This window comes from Congregibacter variabilis (genome assembly GCF_045689235.1).
Lineage (GTDB): Bacteria > Pseudomonadota > Gammaproteobacteria > Pseudomonadales > Halieaceae > Congregibacter > Congregibacter variabilis.
Window position 1 is genome coordinate 3,096,301 of record NZ_CP136864.1, and the last position, 16,351, is coordinate 3,112,651.

General features: G+C 54.8%; 17 protein-coding genes. 5 read left to right on the forward strand and 12 right to left on the reverse strand.

Annotated elements, in window-relative coordinates; translation table 11 throughout:
• Positions 1-48: 48 nt before the first annotated feature.
• Positions 49-684 (reverse strand): oxidoreductase, encoded by a 636-nt coding sequence (locus R0135_RS13745; RefSeq protein ID WP_407347484.1) that lies wholly within the window; start codon positions 682-684, stop codon positions 49-51.
• Positions 681-1,856: a Na+/H+ antiporter NhaA gene (nhaA, locus tag R0135_RS13750; protein WP_407349924.1), complete on the reverse strand. Its 1,176-nt coding sequence runs from the start codon at positions 1,854-1,856 to the stop codon at positions 681-683. The genes R0135_RS13745 and nhaA overlap by 4 nt, the downstream gene beginning before the upstream one ends.
• 110 nt (positions 1,857-1,966) lie before the next feature.
• Here nhaA and R0135_RS13755 point away from each other — a divergent pair, with 110 nt between their 5' ends.
• Together R0135_RS13755 and R0135_RS13760 are read left to right on the forward strand one after the other, a co-directional pair.
• Complete coding sequence (locus R0135_RS13755) at positions 1,967-4,150, forward strand: PQQ-dependent dehydrogenase, methanol/ethanol family (protein ID WP_407347485.1); 2,184 nt, start codon at positions 1,967-1,969, stop codon at positions 4,148-4,150.
• Between the two features lie 180 nt (positions 4,151-4,330).
• Positions 4,331-4,750 carry a DUF3192 domain-containing protein gene (locus R0135_RS13760; protein ID WP_407347487.1) on the forward strand — a complete coding sequence of 140 codons (420 nt, stop codon included), beginning with the start codon at positions 4,331-4,333 and terminating at the stop codon, positions 4,748-4,750.
• Between the two features lie 79 nt (positions 4,751-4,829).
• Here R0135_RS13760 and R0135_RS13765 read toward each other — a convergent pair whose 3' ends face one another.
• Positions 4,830-5,588 (reverse strand): flavodoxin family protein, encoded by a 759-nt coding sequence (locus R0135_RS13765; protein WP_407347489.1) that lies wholly within the window; start codon positions 5,586-5,588, stop codon positions 4,830-4,832.
• Positions 5,589-5,726: 138 nt separating this feature from the next.
• Here R0135_RS13765 and R0135_RS13770 point away from each other — a divergent pair, with 138 nt between their 5' ends.
• On the forward strand, positions 5,727-6,176 hold the full coding sequence (locus R0135_RS13770) for a DUF3237 domain-containing protein (protein ID WP_407347491.1): 450 nt from the start codon (positions 5,727-5,729) through the stop codon (positions 6,174-6,176).
• Here the strand turns inward: R0135_RS13770 and R0135_RS13775 are convergent.
• Genes R0135_RS13775 through R0135_RS13785 form a run of 3 tightly spaced genes read right to left on the reverse strand, consistent with a single transcriptional unit; the run spans position 6,173 to position 7,895 of the window.
• The gene (locus tag R0135_RS13775; RefSeq protein WP_407347493.1) at positions 6,173-7,225 is read right to left on the reverse strand and encodes a BtrH N-terminal domain-containing protein; all 1,053 of its coding nucleotides are present in this window, start codon (positions 7,223-7,225) and stop codon (positions 6,173-6,175) included. The two genes, R0135_RS13770 and R0135_RS13775, sit on opposite strands and share 4 nt — an antisense overlap.
• A 49-nt stretch (positions 7,226-7,274) precedes the next feature.
• Positions 7,275-7,676 carry a DoxX family protein gene (locus R0135_RS13780; RefSeq protein ID WP_407347495.1) on the reverse strand — a complete coding sequence of 134 codons (402 nt, stop codon included), beginning with the start codon at positions 7,674-7,676 and terminating at the stop codon, positions 7,275-7,277.
• 6 nt (positions 7,677-7,682) lie between these two features.
• Positions 7,683-7,895: an RNA-binding S4 domain-containing protein gene (locus R0135_RS13785; RefSeq protein WP_407347497.1), complete on the reverse strand. Its 213-nt coding sequence runs from the start codon at positions 7,893-7,895 to the stop codon at positions 7,683-7,685.
• Positions 7,896-8,096: 201 nt separating this feature from the next.
• On the opposite strand from R0135_RS13785, the gene R0135_RS13790 reads away from it, so the two are divergent.
• Positions 8,097-10,400, forward strand: coding sequence for a hypothetical protein (locus R0135_RS13790; RefSeq protein WP_407347498.1), 2,304 nt, complete (start codon positions 8,097-8,099; stop codon positions 10,398-10,400).
• A gap of 4 nt (positions 10,401-10,404) precedes the next feature.
• Here the strand turns inward: R0135_RS13790 and R0135_RS13795 are convergent, their stop codons facing one another.
• The 5 genes from R0135_RS13795 to R0135_RS13815 all read right to left on the reverse strand — a co-directional run bounded on the left by R0135_RS13795 (position 10,405) and on the right by R0135_RS13815 (position 14,632).
• Positions 10,405-10,728 (reverse strand): hypothetical protein, encoded by a 324-nt coding sequence (locus R0135_RS13795; protein ID WP_407347499.1) that lies wholly within the window; start codon positions 10,726-10,728, stop codon positions 10,405-10,407.
• Between the two features lie 98 nt (positions 10,729-10,826).
• Entirely contained in the window at positions 10,827-11,510 is a 684-nt protein-coding gene (locus R0135_RS13800) for a response regulator (protein ID WP_407347500.1), read from the reverse strand.
• The gene (locus tag R0135_RS13805) at positions 11,507-12,994 is read right to left on the reverse strand and encodes an ATP-binding protein (RefSeq protein WP_407347501.1); all 1,488 of its coding nucleotides are present in this window, start codon (positions 12,992-12,994) and stop codon (positions 11,507-11,509) included. The genes R0135_RS13800 and R0135_RS13805 overlap by 4 nt, the downstream gene beginning before the upstream one ends.
• Positions 12,995-13,016: 22 nt before the next feature.
• Positions 13,017-13,601, reverse strand: coding sequence for a hypothetical protein (locus R0135_RS13810; protein WP_407347502.1), 585 nt, complete (start codon positions 13,599-13,601; stop codon positions 13,017-13,019).
• 23 nt (positions 13,602-13,624) lie between these two features.
• The gene (locus R0135_RS13815) at positions 13,625-14,632 is read right to left on the reverse strand and encodes a YHYH protein (RefSeq protein WP_407347503.1); all 1,008 of its coding nucleotides are present in this window, start codon (positions 14,630-14,632) and stop codon (positions 13,625-13,627) included.
• A 174-nt stretch (positions 14,633-14,806) separates the two neighbouring features.
• Here R0135_RS13815 and R0135_RS13820 point away from each other — a divergent pair, with 174 nt between their 5' ends.
• Positions 14,807-15,166, forward strand: coding sequence for a rhodanese-like domain-containing protein (locus R0135_RS13820; RefSeq protein ID WP_407347504.1), 360 nt, complete (start codon positions 14,807-14,809; stop codon positions 15,164-15,166).
• Positions 15,167-15,173: 7 nt separating this feature from the next.
• On the opposite strand, the gene R0135_RS13825 is transcribed toward R0135_RS13820, so the two are convergent.
• Positions 15,174-16,226 carry a metallophosphoesterase family protein gene (locus R0135_RS13825; protein WP_407347505.1) on the reverse strand — a complete coding sequence of 351 codons (1,053 nt, stop codon included), beginning with the start codon at positions 16,224-16,226 and terminating at the stop codon, positions 15,174-15,176.
• Positions 16,227-16,351: the final 125 nt, after the last annotated feature.

The following is a 16,351-nucleotide window of genomic DNA, read 5'->3' on the forward strand; positions in this document are numbered from 1 at the left end:
ATGCTCTGATCTATAGAGCGCGCCTGCGGCGCTTGTGGCAGGTAGCGCTTAGCTCACGGATAAACGATGTAAGGCGCGATTTTCGTGGCGGTAAACACCGGCATCACGCTTCTTGCACAGCGCCAGCAAGGCGCTGCCGACGACCGATGTTGGAATCCCCGCGTAACGATCCATGGGGCCCTTCATAAAAAGCCGCATCACAGGATCTACTGTTTGCAGGAGTGATTCCACGGGTCGGCGCTCTGTGCGTCGGCCTAAAAGTAGGCCTGGTTGAGCAATGTCCAGCCGCGAAAAACCCAGGGCTTCAAGATCGCGCTCGGTTTCTCCTTTTACCCGGGAGTAGAAAACAGCAGCCTTGGGATTTGCCCCGACGGCGGTCACTACGATGAAGTGGTTTACCCCTGCCGCCTGCGCAGCTCTCGCGAATGCCAGTACTGCGTCGTGATCAACTGCCTGAAAAGCACCTTTGGAGCCCGCGCTGGCGATGGTGGTGCCCAGCGCACAGATGGCAATATCAGCGGGGGGCAAGCTTATGGGCGAGACCAAATCCGTGATCACCTCATTTTTGACTCTACCGGTGGCTCTGCGCCCGACGGTGCTGATTGTCAGCGTCTGGGGATCGTGGTGATCTAATACAGCTTGGCCCACAAGCCCGGTTGCGCCCGCTAGCAAAACATCAGTCATGACGAGGAGAAGCTTTTGCGCAGGAGAAAGTATCCGAGTATTCCCGATGCTAGCGATCCCAGAAGAATGCCCATGCGTTCATCCACCACGAGATTTGCATTGGCAAATGCCAGAGAACCGATAAACAAACTCATGGTAAAGCCAATGCCAGACAGAGCAGAGCTTCCATAAAGCGCTGACCAGCTCATTCCATCGGGAAGCTTTGCAAGACTGAGCTTTATGGCGATAGCGCAAAACACGAAGATGCCCAGCTGCTTGCCCAAAAAAAGTCCAAGGGCGATACCCAGAGTCACGCTATGCGTCAGCTGCTCCATAGATATCCCGGCGAAGCTGATGCCCGCGTTCGCAAAGGCGAAGACAGGTAGAACGAAGTAGGCAACCACGCTGTGGAGGTCATGCTCTAGAGTTTTTAACGGCGAAAAGTTTGAGTCCCTGGGGTCGCGCATGGGGATAAACATGGCCAAAACCACGCCGGCGAGCGTTGCATGTACGCCGGACTTAAGCGTAGCCACCCACATTATTGTTCCCACTAATACATAGGGGCTCAGGGAAGTGACGCCGCGTTTGTTAAGGGCGAATAACACAGGTAAGCACAAGCCAGCGATCGCCAGGGCTCCCAGAGAGATCTTGGAGGTATAGAACACGGCAATGATTACGATGGCGCCGATGTCATCAAAGATCGCGAGGGATGTGAGAAAAATCTTCACCGATAGTGGGACGCGATTGCCCAGCAACTTGAGCACGCCTAACGCAAAAGCAATGTCGGTTCCCGCGGGTATGGCCCAGCCCCGGCTTGCCAGGGGGTCTGCTGCATTAAACAGTAGGTAGATGCCCGCCGGAGCCAGCATGCCGCCAATGGCTCCTGCACCGGGCAATACGATGTTTCTTTTATCTGAGAGCTCGCCCTCGGTAAGTTCTCTCTTGAGTTCAAGGCCAATAAGAAAGAAAAACACCGCCATGAGTCCGTCGTTGACCCACAGTAACAAGGGCTTGGCTATCTCCAGCGCACCGACACGAATCTCCACCGGGGTGGCGAAGAATTGTTGGTAAATACTGAACGCCGGGGTATTGGCGATTACTATTGCCAATAGCGCGGTGAAAAACAGCAGTATTCCTGCAGCTGATTCCAGACGTATAAAATCGAGAATGAAGTTGGTGATTCTTTTAGGCATGCGCTGGAGTGTCCCATTGCCTACCGCTACGAACAAGACCAAGGTCATGTCTATTGCGGAGAACTTTGCTAATGTAGTGGCCGACAAAAGAATAAACACGGAATACATCTATGCACTTCACACCTTTACGTTTTGGCACGGCTGTTTTACCCCTGGTGTTAATGCTTGCCGCTTGTAGCGGTGATCAGCAGGAAGCCCCGCTGGTAGAGGCCCAAGCAACACCCGCGGTTGCGCCGGGCAGTACGGCGGTAACGGCGGCGCGCATCAAAGCTGCCGATTCGACGCCTGGTGAGTGGCTCACTCATGGGCGCACCTACGGCGAGCAACGCTTCAGTCCTCTGGATGGGATTAATGCTGACAACATCAAGGAGCTTGGGCTGGCCTGGTATGCCGAGCTTCCGACTGATCGCGGTATTGAAACCACACCGCTGATGGCCGATGGCAAGCTTTTTGTGACAGCTTCCTGGGGGCATGTGCTGGCCTACGATGCGAAAACCGGTGAGGAGCTATGGCATTTTGATCCGAAGGTACCCAAGGATTATGGCGTCCATGCCTGTTGCGATGTTGTTAACAGGGGGGCAGCTCTTTGGGGTGACAACGTTTATGCCGCAAGTATTGATGGCCATCTGCGTGCCCTGGACCGCGACACCGGTGAAGTTGTCTGGGATGTAGATACCCGTATTAACACCACGGATTCCTACACAGTGACCGGAGCTCCGCGAATTGTTAATGGCAAAGTGGTCATTGGTAATGGCGGTGCGGAAATGTCTGTGCGCGGCTATGTCACCGCCTATGATGCGGTCACCGGTGAGCAGGCGTGGCGTTTCTATACTGTTCCGGGTAACCCTGCTGAGGGATTCGAAGACGAAACGCAGGAGTGGATCGCGGACACCTGGACAGGAAAGTGGTGGGACAACGGCAAAGGTGGCGGTACTGCATGGGATTCCTTCGCTTTTGATCCTGAGCTGAACCTTCTATACATCGGGGTTGGTAACGGCGCCAGCTGGAACCAAAAGATTCGCAGCCCGGAAGGTGGCGACAATCTGTTTATCTCATCCATCGTGGCGGTAGATGCCGATACCGGTGACTACGCCTGGCATTACCAAACCACGCCGGGAGATCACTGGGATTACACCGCCACGCAACATATGATTCTGGCAGAACTTCCCATTAACGGAGAGGATCGCAAGGTCCTCATGCAGGCGCCCAAGAACGGCTTTTTCTATGTCATAGATCGAGCAACCGGCGAACTGCTGTCGGCCGACAAATACATGCCTGTTACCTGGGCGACCCATGTGGATATGGAGACAGGGCGCCCCGTAGAAGCGCCGGGCATGCGCGATGGCAATAGCGACACCATGGTGTCTCCCGGGCCTTCTGGAGCGCACAACTGGCATCCCATGACGTACAGTCCGGATACAGGGTTGGTCTACATTCCGGCCAAATCTTCATCATCGATTTATGCCGATGATTTTCATACGCTTGAGCGTGACGCTGTATGGCACGTCAACTACAACGTTGCAGCGATGGTGGGAATGCCGGACGAAGTGCCAGCGGCAGCGCGTGCGGCTATAGGTAAAGAAGCCTTGGCAGCAGAACTCATTGCCTGGGATCCGATTAAAGGAGAGGCCGTTTGGAAAAAGCCGCGGGGTTATTACTCGGGCTCAGGCTTGCTGTCGACCCACGGTAATCTGTTGTTTCAGGGTGATCTGACCGGCACCTTCAGTGCCTTTGCCGCAGACTCAGGAGATGAGCTCTGGAGCTACCCAGTGCAGGGCGGTGTGATGGCTTCGCCAATCACCTACACCATTGATGGAGAACAGTACGTTGCCGTGGCTCAGGGTTGGGGCGGTGAGACGGGTTTGCCTTTTGGCTCGGTGAGTGGCCCTCAGAACATGATTAACATCAGTCGCTTGTTGGTCTTTAAGTTGGGTGGGGCAGAAACATTACCCAAGGTTCCTGTGGTGGAGCAGCAGCTGGTAGCCGCTGGCGTCGAGGTTGCAAGTAGCGAATTTGTTGAGTCTGGACGTGGGCTTTATAACTTGTATTGCGCTGTCTGCCATGGTGGCAATGCCATTAGTGCCGGTCTGATACCTGACCTGCGGTACCGCATTGCCGAGATTGAGCCGGCCTGGCAGGCTATTGTCATTGAGGGTGGTCTGGCGGCCAACGGAATGCCTGCCTGGAAGGAATACCTTACGCCGGATGAGGCGGATTTGATTAAGGAGTATGTGAAGCACGAAGCCGTACTGGGGGCGAAACGCGGAGAGCGTCGTTTAGTTCGCGCGCCCTAGGTAGCCAAAGTGCTGCATCAAAAGCCGTCACTTGTGACGGCTTTTTTCGTTTGGCGTGAGTCACTTCCTCGCAGGGTGCTCGACAAGCGACAAAGCGTGCCGTTAACGGGACGGACCGCATGTGCTTACATTGATCTGCCAGGGCTTTCATCCAATCATAGTTCCCGGCATTGCTCCGTCATGCCAACATTATCGACCGAGTCGATTTCTGCATTCTTACATAGAGGAAAAACCGTGAAGCCTTTTGCGAATTTAGTTCTTGTCGCTCTCATATCCTTGGGTACAACCGGTTGTGTGTTCATCGACGGCGAGTACGTCAAACACGACGATTGGCGCGATGATCAGCGGGATAACCGTGAAATGATCAGTCAGTTAGAAATTGGTTCGACGCGCAATTCGGTCGTTGCAGACTTAGGGACTCCTTCAGATTCAGAAGCTTTTACCAAGGACGGCGAAGAAGTACGCGTTTTGTTCTACCGTACTCAGCGAAAGCACTCTGATGGTGAAACCACTCGTGATGAGACCACACCGGTGATCTTTAAAAACAATGTTCTCATCGGTTGGGGTGATCGGCAGTACGCCGAAGTTCGGCACCAATAAAGTATTCGTCAGACTAATCTGTTCTTGACGACCACCGGATTTAGGCGCGGTTTTAAATCCCGCGCCTAAAGCCTCGGCCTTATCGCCTGTGCTCAGGGCTTGCGAAGTCACTCTTGCAGCCAGCATCCCAGGCATCGGGTTGATTGCCGTGTGCGGGAATACCACCTGCGTCTTTAAGCATACGGGCGAGGTGTAAACAATTCCAAACCAGAAACGTCGTATTGCGGTTTGTAAAGTCATTTTCCGGACCGCCGGATCCGGCATCCATGTACGACGGACCGGGGCCGGCTTCTCCCATCCAGCCCGCGTCCGCCTGCGGCGGTACCGTGTAGCCAATGTGCGATAGAGAGAACAGAATATTCATCGCGCAGTGTTTAACTCCATCCTCATTGCCGGTAATCAAGGTTGCGCCCACTTTTCCGTAATCTCGATACTGGCCTTTATCGTTGAAGTTGTGCGTGTATCCGTACATGCGCTCAAGCACGCGATTACAAACCGAGCTCTTTTCCCCAAGCCAGACTGAGGTACCGATGATTAGGATATCGCAGGCATCTATCTTGGCTTGAATCTGGGGCCAGTCATCGCGCTCATATCCGTCTACGCCGCTGTAATCCCGGGCAAGTCCTGCAGGAATCTCGAAGTCTACCGGTCGCAGGATCTCTACAGAAACACCATTGGCCGTAAAAATCCCTTCTGCCACTTTTAGCAAGCCTTCGGTATGCGACACGGAGGGCGACCGGGTCAGCGTGCAGTTGAGCATTAGAACGCTCAGATCTGTATAGCTCGCTGGTGCGTCGTTACACTGTTTGTCCGTCATGCTTTGAAGTTGCTTTGTCATTTTTATTCTCCTCAAGCGATGCCTGGCATCACTTTCCTCGTATCGGGTGCGCAGCAGCCTGTTTACCACGAACCTCTGGGCAAACAGAAATGCTAATGTGGCGGTTCGAAGGAAAGCCAACAATAAAGAGGACTTACTATGCAGCTTGTTCAGGAATGTATTATCCGAGCATCACTTCATGAACCACAGCCCGTTGGTACCGGGCCGATCGGCACGCGGGTGCACTACGGCATTTCCGGTGGCGTCGTCGAGGGTGAGCGACTCAACGGTACAGTCCTCAGCGGCGGAGAGTGGGCTCTTATCGGTCCCGATGGTTGTTTAAGACCTGATGTTCGCATGCAGGTGCAGACGCATGATGATGCACACATCTACATCCAGTACCTGGGTATTCTTCAAATGAATGAGACGGTGCAAAACGCCTTGGCCCAGGGTACGGGTACGGAGTTTGGCGACCAGTACTTTTACACCAACCCGCGTATGGAAACGGGCGACGATCGATACAGCTGGATTAACACAACGTTCTTTGTCGGCGAGGGCCGCTTTCTGCCGGACGCTCAGGTGGAATATCGGGTGTGGCGGCCGGCTTAGCCGGCTCTCAGTACCGTGTCGGCCAGGTGACCGAACAGGGAGTACTCCTGTTCGAAGATGTCCTCTAACTTCACCTGAGCGCGTTGCCATTGTTCAGCGTCTTTTGGCGCTGCAACAATGGCCTGCATGATGGGAGACAGTTCGTTCCAGCCTTTTGCGGCGCCTTCTGCAAGAGCGACGGTGGTGGGGCCTACCAGGTCCGGGCGTTGCAGCGCTGCCCAGCGCATAAACGCAGCGTAATGATCCCTGAAGAAACCTCCACCGGTGCCAAATTTGATGATCGCGTTGTCCAGATATTGCGCATGGGCGCGGGGGTCGTCGAGTTCTGCCCAATCCGGTAGCTTTTTGGCAAGCATGCGCAAGCCCTCGAGGCCGACTTCCAGGTCGCCCTTGGTATCTCCACGCATGGCCGCCATAAGATCTTTTTGGCTGCTGTCAAAATTCAGCATTCTGCCGACGGTTTTTCTTAAGGCTAGTCCACAGGCATCGGGCAAGCTGTGGCGTACCTGATTCGAATGGAATTTTCCCCAGGTGTTTAAAGTGGACATGCCCACGGGCGGGTTGCGGCTAAGTCGCACGCCCTCGGTAGAGCAGGTCTGTGTTTCTTCGTCCGTACGGTCAGCAACGTAGACTTCGTCTCGTTCATCATCAAAGCCCAGCAGTACAAAACGGTGCCCAGGAAAGTGGACTTTAAACTTTCGGTAATCGAGGTAGTAGATGTCGCCCGAAAGCATGGTGGGACGTCCGGCGATGACCTCCTGGCGCACCTCTTCCCAGGCTTGAGCGTTGTCAGGCTGTGCGGTCTCTCGGTAGTCGATGCCCAGGGCATCGGTCACATCGGTTTCAAAAGATGATCCCCGTCCAAAACACATATAGGGAGGGTCGGCGTGGGGGTAATCGAAGTATACGCTATCAAGGCCTGAGCCCAGACCAAAGACAACGCCCTCGTCCAGCTCCAAACCTGTGTAGTGATAAATGAGGTTACGCATGGAGCCGCTTCCGCAGTGCCCTGCAGTGAGGTTTCGATAGTCGTCTATAAGAACTCGCATGGCCTTTAATATCTCGCAGTGAGGGACACGTTGTTAATCGCCTGCGCGATCATGCCTTGCGAGCGGGGGTCACTCCCGCGACAAAAAGCAGACCCGCCATAATGGCCATGTTCTTGATAAAGTTCTGCATCTCATGGGCGCGCTGCAAACCTTCTTCCATGCTCCAAAAGTCGTGCATGTAAATACTAATCACCAGCGTTAGGCCCGCAAGGACAAAGGCCATTAACTGAGTACGCCAGCCGGCGGCCAAACTTGCACCGCAAAAAAGTTGCAAGATGATGGTCAGTATCAGCAGTGGCTGTACAAAGGGCACGCCGTGGGCGCTCATGTACTGCACCATTGAGTCAAAGCCCGTGATTTTGGTGATCCCGGGTAATATGAAATACAGTCCGAGTAATATTCGCCCTGCCAGGAGCATGGCGCGCTGGGCGATTTGGATTGTGTTGTTCATAGGACGCTAAACCAATTGAAGTTGTAGAGTGTCTGCACGGAACTCGATGATGTCACCGTTGAGCATTTTACGTCGCCGTCGGGTCTCAATCTCGCCGTTGACGATAACCTGTCCGTCCCCAATGAGCAGCTTTGCTTCGCCGCCGGTGGCCACGAGTCCTTCGAACTTGAGGATTTTGTAGAGCTCCACAGGTTCTTTTGTGATTTCTATGATGCGCATGTACTACCTTGTGTGGCGCTGCGGCAGCGACTCATTGTCGCGGCCAGGCCATGAATTCGGAACACAAGTGTACCTTGTCCGCGATCTCTAGTGCTTAACAAGGCTCTTTTAAGCCTTGTCACGGCTGGCTTTAGACCGATATTCTCTGGTGGGTGGCACTCCCTTTTGCTACGGTGGTCACTGTACTAATAAAGGTCACGCATGAGTTTATTTAGCGAGCTACATCGCAGGAACGTGGTCCGCGTGGGTATTGCCTATACCGTGGTTGCCTGGTTGTTGCTCCAGGTCGCTGATGTGGTCATGGAAAACATCGGCGCTCCGGACTGGGTGATGCAGGCGCTGCTGTTTTTGCTGCTGCTGGGTTTGCTCCCGGCGCTGATTTTTGCCTGGGTTTTTGAGCTTACGCCCGAGGGTATCAAGCGAGAGTCCCAGATCGCCGACGGTGTGTCGGTGGTGCATCAAACTCGCCGCAAACTCGACACTTTGATCATTGTCACCTTGGTCGTTGCCGTAGCCTACCTGTTTTGGGAAGGGCGCCTGCGTGAGCCCAGTACCGACGATCCCTTGGCGTCGTCGTCGCAGTCACGAGGAACTGCTGGGGGCGATGAACCACTCACGGGTATGGAAGCGCTCCGGCAGCAAACCGAAGAAGCGGCAAGAGCCGCAGAGCGTGCCCAAAATGGTGCTAATGACAGCGCCGACCCCGACGGTAAGACCTCTATCGCGGTACTTCCCTTTGTAAATTTGTCCTCGGATCCTGAGCAGGAGTACTTCTCCGACGGCATTTCCGAGGAGTTACTCAACGTGCTGGCGCAGATCCCGGCGCTACGCGTTGCGGCGCGGACTTCGTCTTTTCAGTTCAAGGGCGACAACCGCGACATTGGTGAGATTGCTCAGCTTCTAAAAGTGGGTCATGTACTGGAAGGTTCTGTGCGCAAAGCGGGCACTCGCCTGCGTATCACCGCGCAGCTCATTGAGGCCGAGGGTGGTTTTCATTTGTGGTCCGAGACCTACGATCGGGAGCTCGAAGACGTCTTTGCGATTCAGGACGATATCTCCAAAGCGATTGCTGATGCTCTAACCGCAGAATTGGCGCTTGGGGATGACGCGTCACCCGGGGCCAGCAAGGCCACGGCAAATACGGCTGCTTACGAAGCTTTTCTTAAGGGCCGCGCTTTGGTCAATCAGCGGGGTAATCAGGCAATTACCGCGGGGGTGCGGGAGCTTGAGCGCGCTGTGCGTCTGGATCCGAACTACGCGCCTGCTCGGGCGCAGCTGGCCATCGGTATAACTTTACTGGCGGCGACATCAGGTACTTACGGCGATCTAACACTTGCGGAGGTTAACGAGCGAGCGGGAGAGCAGATTGCGGCGGCAGAAAAGCTCGATGATGATTTTGCTGAGCTATGGGCCGCGCGAGCGATTCTTGCCAGAGTGAACTTTGATCCACGCAGTTATCTTAAGTACAGCGAGCAAGCGCTGGCCATACGACCCAATTATGCTGATGCCCTGAATTGGCGTGTGAACGCGCTCAATGGATTAGGCCTCGCTGAGCAAGCCGTGCAGGCGCGAGAGGAACTGCTGCAAATTGATCCTCTGAGCGTCATTGGGCGTCTCAACGCGGTTACGTTTATTGCAGGTGGGGGCGAGTCTGAACGTGCTTTGGCCATCGCGCGTTCGCTTATGGCGCAGTCACCTTGGGCAAGCCACGTAGCGCAGGCCAGAGTGTATCGGAGCCAGGGACTGCACGACCGGCAACTTGAGCAACTACTACTGGCGTACTCACTGGATGCGAGGGATCTATTGGTAAACTTCGATATTTCCGCTGTGTTCTCAAATGCTGGAATTTTTGATGAGAGCGTGCGTATTGACAGAGAAGTACGACCCTGGGCTTTGCTGAACGCGGCGCGCTACGAGGAAGCCGAGGATGCGCTGGCACAAGCAAGGGCGGCAGATCCGGAGTCCCTGGAAATCGTCACGAGTCTCGCCGAAAGTATCTACCGCCAGGGGCGATATCGAGAAGCGGTTGATCTGTGGCGGCAGGCCCTGGTTCAAACGAACTTTGGCGAGGCGGTGTATTCCAATGGAAATGATGGCCCGACGGCACAGCTTGTTTACTCACTGCAGCAGCTCGGTGAGGAGGAGGCAGCAGCGGCGCAGCTTGCGGTGTTAGAGGAGCTGCAAGGAAGTGTCGGAGACTCCGGGTTTGAAGGCCGGCTATTTTATTTTGGTGAGACTATCGTCGCAGCCCTCAAGGGTGATAAAGCGGGCGCTCTAGACGCGCTTCAACAGTCCGATGCGATGGGTCTCGAGTTCATTGATTGGCTAGACGAGCCCATACTGGATGTCATCCGGACTGAGCCCGCATTTGAAATTGCGAGTCAAAATATTGCAGGCCGAGCTGCAGATAATCGCGAGGCGGTGTTAGCACTGATTTGCCAGAATAACCCCGTGCCGGATCATTGGCGGCCCCTGGAGGCCACCTGTTTGAACGTTGGCCCGTAGCCAGTTAGCTGCCGCTGTCTTCTTCTCGCTCACGACGACCTGGACGTCCACCTTCTGGGGCACAGGCTAGCTCAGCGTCATCCTTGGGTGGCGCAAAGCACACGCCGGTCATATCGCCGCGACGACCGCTAAAAGCACAGGACTCACCCTCAGATAGATCGGCGCAGGCCTCAATGGCTTCTGGCGGTGGACCGCGACGCTTACCCTGCTGACGCTCTTCGCCGTCGTCCGATTGCGCTGCTACTGGTAATGAAATGCTCGCGACAGCCAGCATGCCCGTGACCAACAGGACGTGTGTAAGGCCTAGTGATTTTTTGTTGGTGTTCATAGTTCTCTCCATAGGTGTCTTTGTTCAAGAGCCAGTATCGCGTCAGACAATGCAGGCACTGAGAAGTAAACGTGGAGAATTTGTGAAGTTCGTGTTGCCTAATCGAGCTTGTAACCCACTCCATAGATGGACTGAATCAATACGCGATGGAGGGTGGGCTCGAGTTTTTTGCGAAGATTTTTTACGTGCGTATCTATAGTTCGATCGCTCACCACTCGCTCATCAGCATAGCAAAGGTTCATGAGTTGATCCCGGGACAAAACTCGACCGGGGCGTTCCATAAGCCCCTGTAATAGTCGGAACTCTACGGGGGTGAGATCTATGCGAGTGTCTATGGCCATGCACTCGAATCTTTCCACGTCCAGCGAGACTCCTGCATAGCTGAGCTTGCTCTCGCCTCGAATAAATGGCGCCTGCTGCACTCGGCGAAGAATAGTGCGCACCCGGCTAACAACTTCTCGGGGGCTAAACGGTTTGCACACATAATCATCGGCGCCGATCTCAAGGCCTATCAGCCTGTCGATCTCGTCCACCTTGGCCGTAAGCATCATGATAGGCAGGTTCGAAAACTGCCGCACCTCCCGACATATACTTAGTCCGTCTTTGCCGGGGAGCATTAGGTCCAGAATCAGAAAGTCCGGCTCAGCCGCCCGTATCGTGTCTACCGCATCGCTGCCCTCATGCAGCACAGAAACGCTATAGTCATCGCGCTCCAAGTAGTCGAGTAGGAGTTGCGCGATTTTGGGCTCGTCTTCGACGACCAGGATATGACCGGCGCTCAAATTCGATTCTCCTTTGCCAGGGGTATGTCAATAACGATGCTGACGCCGCCCAAGGGCGACGGTGTAGCCGCAATCGCCCCGCCATGTGCCGTAACAATGCTGCGGCAGATTGCGAGCCCCAGTCCGGCGCCACCGGACCTGCGGGTTCGCGAAGACTCTTTGCGGTACAGCGGCTCAAAGAGCTGTTTGCATTCTGATTCGCTTGCGCCTGGCGCTGAGTCTTCGATGCGCAGCAGAGCGCTGTGATCGGTACGTGACAGATGCATCTCTACAGTGCCCGGGGCATCTGTGTACGCAATGGCGTTTTCCAGCAGGTTACTCAACAACTGGTCTATACGTCTGGCATCTGCAAACACTAAAACCTGAGATGCTGACTTTGCGTTTATGCTCAGGGTTAGGCCTGCCTGCGATGCGCGAGCCTGCAAATTAGCCGATGCGTCTTGGATGCGCTTTGCAAGATCTATGGGCGCAAACTCATAGCGCAGGCCTCCGGCGTCGGACAGTGACAACTGGTAAAGATCGTTGACCAAATGACGTAGTCGCTGTACTTCCTGATCAAGGGAGTCCAACTGGGTTTCATTAAAGGCTCTCAGGCCGTCTTTGAGAGCTTCAATTTCACCGCTCAAAACTGTGAGCGGAGTGCGCAGTTCGTGCGATACATCGGCAAGCAAACGACGTCTGGCAGACAGCGACTCTTCCAGAGTTATAGCCAGATGATCTATGTCGCGAGTCAGTTGCCCAAGCTCGTCCTGGCGCAGCTCCTGCATGCGCTGAGAGTAGTCGCCGGCAGACAGTCGGCCCACCCCGGCGATCATACGTTTAATCGGCGCGGACAGTCCTCGGGCAAGACCCAAAGACACCAGCAAGGCTAACAACAAGCTACACAAACCAATAATCCAGCTGGTGGTCAGTTGTCGTTTAGAAAACGCAGTCTCCAATGGCTCATCTATTTGCCGTCGTGGGTCACTGCGAAGCTCGCCTACTTTTTGTCCGTTCGTTGTTACCGGAACACGTATGAGGGCATCTGCTTGTGCGTCGATGAGCGGGCCGGCTATCTGTTCATTGTTGTTATCAAATAAAGCGGTGGGTGGCGCAAACGATGCCGCAGGCGATGGGGATGTTCCTTGTGGTCCGTCGCGCCTACCGGGTCCCCGGGGTGGATATGGCGGGCGTTCCGGCCGACCGGGTCGTGTCTGCGAGGCATTGGGGCCAGGCTGAAGGCGAGCACCGGTGTTACCAAAATCCGGTCGAAGGATTTGGCCCAAATAAGCATCTGTGGCAAAACTCCATTGATTGCCGGCATCAATGTAGTCATTGGCTATCTGGGCTTGAAGGCGCTCCAGGCGCACTTGCTCCAGTGCGTTGACGTAATCCAGAAATCCTTGCTGAAAGCTCCAGCGCGCAAGTCCCAAAGTGGCAACAAGGACAATCAGGGTGAGGCCAATAAAGGCTGCGACGAGTTTATGGACGATAGACAAAGACACAGGCGCACTATAGCGACCAGCCCTAGGGCCGACCAGAGGCCTGACTCTGTTGCGCAACTGTTGAGGCGAAAAGTGTGCCGTTTGGAGCTGACGGGGTGAGTACTACAACGCTTTCGGTGTCACTGTGAGGATGTTTTGCGGTGATCTTCATGCTGCGCTCGTTAGGGCTCTTTCCAAACAGCGCCAAGCGAAAGTTCAGTGCATCGATACTGCCGGTCAACGTAAAGCGGCCCATAACGATCACCTGCGATACATAAACGCTGTCGTGACCGTGCGGGCGAACAGGTACTAAGCGCAGATCGTGGAGATCTGCCGAAACACTTTCTGTCTCCAGAGCAATGGCCGTTTGAATCTGCGCAATGATCTCGTTTCTGCGACTGTTGAACTCAAATAGCGAAACCTCTTGGTCGTCGTCCTGATCAACGTTCTCCAGCGCCGATACGGGTATGGATAGAGCCATGAAGACATCATCGCCGACGATGTTCAAAACACCGGTTTGCTCCACCATAAGATGTGCCTTGGCATGGCCTGCCCATAAAAGGCTCGCCAGGAGAGCGACGATCAAGGTGTTGATGTTGAGGCTCTGAGGCTGAATCTGAGCGGTCATCTGGGAGTCTCCGAATCGATGAGTTACTGAGCGCCGGTGATGCAGCGTTGGAAGAAGGGATAGCTGTCCGTGGCGTAGTAGTGATAGATACCGTTGGGGAACTCCGGTGTAACACCCTCGCGACCATTGCATTCGTCGAGGTCGCCCGAACCAGCTACGTACTCCCAGTCCTGTCTAAAAGCACCTAATGGATAGGTGTCTACAGAAGGGCGGCTACTACTGACCTCGGATACAAACTGGTAGCTGCCCTGCATCGACTTTAGAGGAGACTGCGCGTCGTCGGCGATGCTGTAACCGTAGCGAGCGTAAATAGGAAAGCCGTCAGCGGCCCAGCCAATGAGGGTCATTTTGGAGCTGTCGCCACCGCGCTTGGCAACAAAACCCTCGGGCATGCCGTGATAGTGATAAGCGCCGCCGGGTTGTACATGAGCGTTGTTCTCGTCGGTACCAAAATCAAAGCTGGTTTGCCCCAGAGCCTCTATGCTCCAGCTGCCACTGGGGTCGACGAGGCTGCAGGCCGTACCCGTGTCGTCGCAGGAGCCGCCGGTGCCAGCATCGATTTTGATGCCGTTGAGAACGTAGCCCGTGGTTCCCCGGGGGCCGCCGGTTTCGCTGGCGCTGCCGGTAGATGCAGGGCTTAGGGTGTAACTCGCAGAGACGGTCTGCTCAGAAATGGTGTTGGGGTTTGCGGCGTTAGGGAAGGTGCCTACATCGTGATCCGGAATGCCGTTGGCGGTAAGCTGACGGGTCGTGTCGGTGCAGGTCCAGGTAGATTCACTGGTGAAATTGAGTGACGGCTGGGCATTGAGTGTTACATCTTCATAGTTGCAAAGCACGCCCGCAGTCGATGTGTCGCCGGGATCGGCTTCGTCCGCAGCGCCGTCAGAAGTCCCGTCTTCGCTGGCGCCTCCATCCGTGACTGTCTCAGACACGGCTTCTTCAACCAAAGTGTCACCCGAGCTGCTTGAGCCACCGCAGGCCGTTAGTCCCACAAGAACCATCACCAAACTTAACCACAACACAGCTTCCACGGATTTTGTCCCATCTACTCAGTGTGGCCATTAGATCTGGAGAATGTGTAGAAACTGAGGAGAAATAGGTGAGATGCTGGGAAATATGTAAGGCTGCCAGCAAAGTTTTTTTGAATATTATAAAGTTCAAATGAATGCTGTATAAAGAATGAAATAAAACTCGAGGCCCAAGTTATGTTCAGAGCAATTGTGGTTTTTTGTGTGGGCGTAGTGCTCAGTGCTTGCGGTAGCGATAACAACACCGGAGAGCTCGCTTTGTCAGCGGTGCAAGATGGCGCCCTGCTGGTGGACGTACGTACGGCCGAAGAGTTTGCAACGGGTCACTTACCCGGCGCGATTAACATTCCCCACGGCGAAATTGTCGAGGGTATCGCTGCTTTAGACCTTCCCCAATCCTCGGACATCGTGCTGTATTGTCGAAGTGGTAATCGCTCGGGTATTGCGACCGCCAGTTTGAGCGCCGCAGGTTTTACAAAAGCAGTGAATGCCGGCGCCTATTCAGCGCTCAAACCTGTGTGGGATGCCGGCGGCTGAGTTCAGCTCACTCCCCAGGGCAATCCTGTGGCTCAAGGCACAGGTGTTCGCCGTTTCCGGGACGCTTGCCGGTCTTGTCCAAAATGCCGGACATCTTGAGGTTGGCGATATGTGCTCCGGACTTGTCTACCGTCACCCATACCAGTTGATCCATCGATGTACCTGACTCGGGGAGGAACACACCTCCGGTGGTTGCCAGTCGAATATAGTCGCGGCCATTGCGCTGCGTATGTTGATAAGTGTGGCGATGCCCATGAAACACAGTAAAGGGCCGTTCGCCCAAGGCATCCTCAACTGCTAACCACGTCGACATGTTGTTGTTCGCCCAAGGTGCTTTGTGCATGAGTAAGAACGTCCAGCGAACATCGCTGTTGTTGGCAATAGCGCGTTGCATGTAAGCAGACTGAGCCTCCGAGATCATGCCGGTTTCATCCTCCGGGAGATTCGCATATTCCGTTTTTGCAAACTCCCCCCAGCCTGATTCCTTGGCAACTGCGATAGCTTGTTGGCGCAGCTTCGCAATTTCTCCCAAGCGCTCAAAAGAGTGATCTTCGGTGTCAAAAACTAAAAAGAGCACATCGCGATAGCGCAGGTGATAGTAGCGAGGACCCAGTCGCTCCTCCCACGCTGTCCTAAGTTGTTGATCCAGGAGGTCGTGATTACCACCGGTATAGAACACGGGCGCCACAGACTCTTGTGCCCGCTCATTAAAGGAGGCCCATTGGCGGTCAATCTCGACTCGTTCTTGACTGCCTTCGATGAGATCACCGACGTTCACCACTAACTCGGGTCGCAGCAAATTTAACTGCTCCACGGCGAGTTCAAACACTCCTGCCCGTTCGCCACCAGTAAGATCGGAGAAAATGGCAAAGCGCACAGCGTCCGCGTCGTAGTTTGGCGCAGCATCCGTCCAGGGCCTGGGGCCGTCTTGCACCTCATGGAGTACCTGAGGTTCTAGTCCGGACTCAATGACGCTTGTGCAGGCAGGCAGCAATGCTGCTGCAGTTGCCAGCAGCAGCACTTTGGGTGTCAGGCAGAGCGCCCAGGCCAGTTGCTTCATTTCAGTGTTCCTATATCTGTGGGCATGAAGGACATCACGAACGAATTCTAGCCTAGCATTGGACAGCGGTGGGTTTCGCCAAGTCTGCTGGTGAAGGCTAAGAGGGTTTGCTAACTTGCTTGTAT

Excerpts from the sequence above, each read along its gene's own strand:
- R0135_RS13810 (WP_407347502.1), bottom strand. The coding sequence starts at position 13,601 with ATGACCGCTCAGATTCAGCCTCAGAGCCTCAACATCAACACCTTGATC.
- R0135_RS13770 (WP_407347491.1), top strand. The coding sequence starts at position 5,727 with ATGCAGCTTGTTCAGGAATGTATTATCCGAGCATCACTTCATGAACCA.
- R0135_RS13790 (WP_407347498.1), top strand. The coding sequence starts at position 8,097 with ATGAGTTTATTTAGCGAGCTACATCGCAGGAACGTGGTCCGCGTGGGT.
- R0135_RS13760 (WP_407347487.1), top strand. The coding sequence starts at position 4,331 with ATGCCAACATTATCGACCGAGTCGATTTCTGCATTCTTACATAGAGGA.
- R0135_RS13755 (WP_407347485.1), top strand. The coding sequence starts at position 1,967 with ATGCACTTCACACCTTTACGTTTTGGCACGGCTGTTTTACCCCTGGTG.
- R0135_RS13775 (WP_407347493.1), bottom strand. The coding sequence starts at position 7,225 with ATGCGAGTTCTTATAGACGACTATCGAAACCTCACTGCAGGGCACTGC.
- R0135_RS13765 (WP_407347489.1), bottom strand. The coding sequence starts at position 5,588 with ATGACAAAGCAACTTCAAAGCATGACGGACAAACAGTGTAACGACGCA.
- R0135_RS13795 (WP_407347499.1), bottom strand. The coding sequence starts at position 10,728 with ATGAACACCAACAAAAAATCACTAGGCCTTACACACGTCCTGTTGGTC.
- R0135_RS13780 (WP_407347495.1), bottom strand. The coding sequence starts at position 7,676 with ATGAACAACACAATCCAAATCGCCCAGCGCGCCATGCTCCTGGCAGGG.
- R0135_RS13745 (WP_407347484.1), bottom strand. The coding sequence starts at position 684 with ATGACTGATGTTTTGCTAGCGGGCGCAACCGGGCTTGTGGGCCAAGCT.
- nhaA (WP_407349924.1), bottom strand. The coding sequence starts at position 1,856 with ATGCCTAAAAGAATCACCAACTTCATTCTCGATTTTATACGTCTGGAA.
- R0135_RS13820 (WP_407347504.1), top strand. The coding sequence starts at position 14,807 with ATGTTCAGAGCAATTGTGGTTTTTTGTGTGGGCGTAGTGCTCAGTGCT.
- R0135_RS13825 (WP_407347505.1), bottom strand. The coding sequence starts at position 16,226 with ATGAAGCAACTGGCCTGGGCGCTCTGCCTGACACCCAAAGTGCTGCTG.
- R0135_RS13785 (WP_407347497.1), bottom strand. The coding sequence starts at position 7,895 with ATGCGCATCATAGAAATCACAAAAGAACCTGTGGAGCTCTACAAAATC.